2 protein-coding genes and 1 pseudogene are annotated in these 4,021 nt (G+C 60.4%); all 3 read left to right on the top strand.

Features of this window, described 5'->3' with window-relative positions:
• Positions 1-36: 36 nt before the first annotated feature.
• The gene (araD, locus tag AC1DZP_RS35715; protein ID WP_477269725.1) at positions 37-1,761 is read left to right on the top strand and encodes an L-arabinonate dehydratase; all 1,725 of its coding nucleotides are present in this window, start codon (positions 37-39) and stop codon (positions 1,759-1,761) included.
• Between the two features lie 39 nt (positions 1,762-1,800).
• Positions 1,801-2,618 (top strand): annotated as a pseudogene (locus tag AC1DZP_RS35710) (SDR family oxidoreductase).
• A 69-nt stretch (positions 2,619-2,687) separates the two neighbouring features.
• The coding region (locus tag AC1DZP_RS35705; protein WP_477308993.1) for an FGGY family carbohydrate kinase at positions 2,688-4,021 on the top strand (1,334 nt) is incomplete at its 3' end.

Genomic DNA, 4,021 nt, shown 5'->3' with positions numbered 1-4,021 from the left:
CACTTGATTTGACGCGCTGTGCACAACAGGAATCGCATGACAAAGAGAGCTTACGAAACCCTTCGCAGCGCCCGCTGGTATGCACCTGACGACGTGCGCTCTCAAAGCGTCAGATCGCGGACGAAACAGATGGGCTACGGAGCGGAGGACTATGCCGGCAAACCCATCGTCGCGATCATTACGACCTGGAGTGACCTCAACCCCTGCCATTCCCATTTCCCCCAGCGGGTTACCGACGTCAAGCGCGGTGTCTTTCAGGCGGGCGGCTTTCCCGTTGAACTGCCCGCCATGGCGCTTGGCGAAGTATTCATGAAGCCATCGACAATGCTCTATCGCAATCTGCTGGCGATGGAGGTCGAAGAGCAACTTCGTGCCAACCCGGTCGACGGCGTCGTGCTGATGGGTGGCTGTGACAAGACGGTGCCCGCCCTTCTGATGGCTGCCTTCAGTATGAACATCCCGGCGATCTTCGTTCCTGCCGGACCCATGCTGAGCGGTAACTGGCGAGGGCAGCGCCTCGGGAGCGGCAGCGACGTCTGGAAGTTCTGGGCGGAGCGCCGGGCAGGGCAGCTCGACCAGAAGGCCATGGAAGGCCTGGAGAACGGGATCGCCCGCTCGGCGGGAACCTGCATGACCATGGGGACGGCATCGACCATGGCGGCGATCACCGAAGCCCTCGGAATGGCGCTGCCGGGTGCGGCGTCGATTCCCGCGGTTGACGCGGATCATGCCCGAATGGCGGCGTCGGCAGGGCGCCGGGTCGTCGATCTGATCTGGGAAGACACCAAGCCCAGGGACATCCTGACGACCGGGAGCTTCGACAATGCCATCAAGGTGACGATGGCGATGGGCGGCTCGACCAACGCGGTGGTGCATCTTCTTGCCTTGGCAGGCCGGGCCGGCATCCCATTGTCATTGGAACGGTTCGACGACTTCTCTGCGTCGATACCCTTCATCGCCAACGTCAGGCCCTCCGGAAAGTATCTGATGGAGGACTTCCATTTTGCGGGAGGCGTGGGTGCTGTCCTGAAGGTCCTCTCGGATCATCTGGATTTGACCGCCGGATCAGTGACAGGAAAAACTCTTGGAGAAAACATCGGCGAGTTCGAGGTCTATCTTCCCGACGTCATTCACTCGCTGGACAATCCGGTAGAAAAGGCGGGTGGGCTCGTCGTGTTGAAAGGAAACCTAGCCCCCGACGGGGCGATCATCAAGCGAACGGCGATGGAAGGCCGCTTGTTGAAGCATCGAGGCACGGCCGTAATCTTCCGGGATTACAACGACATGGCCCGTCGGATCGACGATCCGGATTTGGATGTCGATGAGAACTCCGTGCTCGTCCTGCAAAATTGCGGACCCAATGGCGGTCCTGGCATGCCGGAGTGGGGGCAATTGCCGATACCCAAGAAGCTTCTCGCACGAGGTGTGCGCGATATGGTGCGGATATCGGACGCCCGCATGAGCGGCACGAGCTATGGCGCTTGCGTACTGCATGTCGCGCCGGAGTCTTTCGTCGGTGGTCCGTTGGGGCTGATCAAGGACGGCGACGTCATCGAACTGGATGTCGAGCGGCGCGTACTCAACGTCGAGCTTTCGGTCCAAGAGCTTGAGGCACGCAAGGCGAATTGGAAGCAACCCGAGAAACGCTATGAGCGCGGCTACGGACTGATGTTTTCACGGCACGTCACGCAAGCAAATCTCGGTTGCGATTTCGATTTCCTGGAGGGCACCAACTTCACGCCGGAGCCGGAAATTCACTAGCTTGGTGGCTGGGCATAATTGTGATCGTCACGCTCGAGTATGGGAAGGTGCAATGTCAAAAAAAAGACCGCGATCGTAACGGGTGCCGGCGCAGGAGTAGGCAAGGCGACCGCGGTCGCCTTGCTGGAAGCGGGATGGAGCGTTGTATTCTGCGGGCGCACGCGAACAACACTGGAAGCTGCGGCTTCGTCGAGCACACAGGGTGACGGCCGCGCGCTCGTTGTCCCATGCGACGTGACAAGCCCGGATGACGTGAAGGTTTTGTTTGAAACGACGCTGAAGTCATTTGGACGCGTCGATCTTCTCTTCAACAATGCAGGCAGCGGCTATCCCTCGACATTGATCGACGAGATACCGGTAGAGGCATGGAACCAGGTCGTAGCCGTAAACTTGACCGGGTCGTTTCTCTGCGCTCGGGAAGCGTTCGGCGTCATGCGTTCGCAAAGTCCTCAAGGCGGCCGGATAATCAACAATGGCTCGGTCTCAGCCCATGCGCCACGGCCCGGGTCCGTGCCATATACAGCCACGAAACATGCGATCAGCGGATTGACCAAGACGTTGGCCCTGGATGGGAGGCCGTTCTCCATCGCCTCGGCCAGATAGACATCGGAAATGCCGCGACAGACATGACGGCACGAATGGTTGCGGGCGTGCCGCAAGCAGACGGTTCGAAGCGTCCCGAATCACGAATGCACGGGTTGCCCGAGATCAGCTTCGAGTCGGGCGGATCCCTGGGAAAAATATGTTTCACAATCGATTGTGCAAGCGCGCGCTTGCCTGTATTTAGAATCTCACATCGGCCGGCAAGGTCGACGGAGTTGGCTGCTGCAGGCCTGGGAGAGCGAGATGGTGGCTGATGTGGCTGGAGGGCCAAAGGGGGGAATTGGGGGCCCATCGCGGCCGCAGGATCGCGAAGGTTCGATATCGTGTCGGTAGTCGTTCTGGATGTTGGAAAAACCAACCTGAAGGCGAGCCTCGTCGCGGACGATGGAGAGGTCATACGCTCTCTTGAAGCGGAGAACCGCTCAATAGAGGGGAATGGCTATCTCGTCCAGGATCTGGAGGCCGCCTGGCGTTTCATGTTCCAGTCCCTTTGCGGGCTGTCGGAGCTCAACAAGGTCTCCGACGTCATCGTCAGCACGCACGGTTCATCGGCGATGATCGTCAATCAGGACGGGTCGACGACGCCGCTTCCCGACTATGAATCGACCATGCCGGCCGAGCTGGACATACGTTACGCGGAAGTCGCCGACGGGCTCGATGAGCGTGGCGCCAACATAGGGCTTGGCGCGACAAATATTGCCAAGCAGCTGTTCTGGATACAGCTGAAGCACCCCGATCTTTTCGCGAAGGCGGCCACGCTGATGCCGGCGCCCCAATATTGGGCTTGGCGGCTCTCCGGCGTTGCGTCGATGGACATCACCAGCCTTACCGCCCAGTCTCACCTGTGGAATGCGCGAGAGAAAAGGCTCACGTCCCTGGTCGCCAGACAGGGATGGCAGCATCTCATGGCTCCGGTGAGGATGCCCTCGCATGTGCTTGGGCCGATATCGGGTCATCTGGTGGATCTGTGCGGACGGCTCGGTGGCGTGCATGTTCGTTGCGGCGTCCACGACAGCGCGGCAAACTTTCACCGCTACCAGGCAGCCGGCTTCACCGACGTGACATTGCTGTCTTGCGGAACTTGGCTGGTCGGGCTGAGCGACACGAAATCGAATTCGATCCCGCCTGGGATCGACGTGACCTTTCAGCAGTCGGCGCTTGATGTCCCGCTGACGAGCTGCCGGGCGATGGCAGGGCGCGAGTTTGAGATTTTGACCGGCGGCAGACGCGATATTGCCACCGTGGATTCCGTCAACAGGATCCTCGAATCGAACATTTTCGCACTGCCGAGCTTCGTGCCGCGCGGGGGACTGTTTCCCGACGCGGGCAACAGGGGAAGAGTTGTCGGCCCCATGCCGACTGATCCCCTCGATCGCACGGCTCTGGCGATCGTCTACTACGCTATGCTCGCGAATGTCTGCGCCGCTTATCTTGGGGATCAGCGGCGGCTCATCGTCGACGGAAACGTGACTGCGCAACCAATGCTCGGCGCCCTGCTCGCGTCGCTCGATCCAGAGCGGCGCGTCCTCATCGCATCGGCAAAGAACGGTACGGCGACGGGCGCAGCTCTGCTGGCGGGGATCGCCCATCCAAATCAGCTGCGGTTCGAAACCATCGACTGCGGCGGCCTGAATGTGACCGCGCTACGGGACTATCA

Source organism: Mesorhizobium sp. P2_F8 (genome assembly GCF_056403655.1).
The sequence above is the reverse complement of the archived record's forward strand: the minus strand, read 5'-3'. Positions and strand labels throughout refer to the sequence as shown.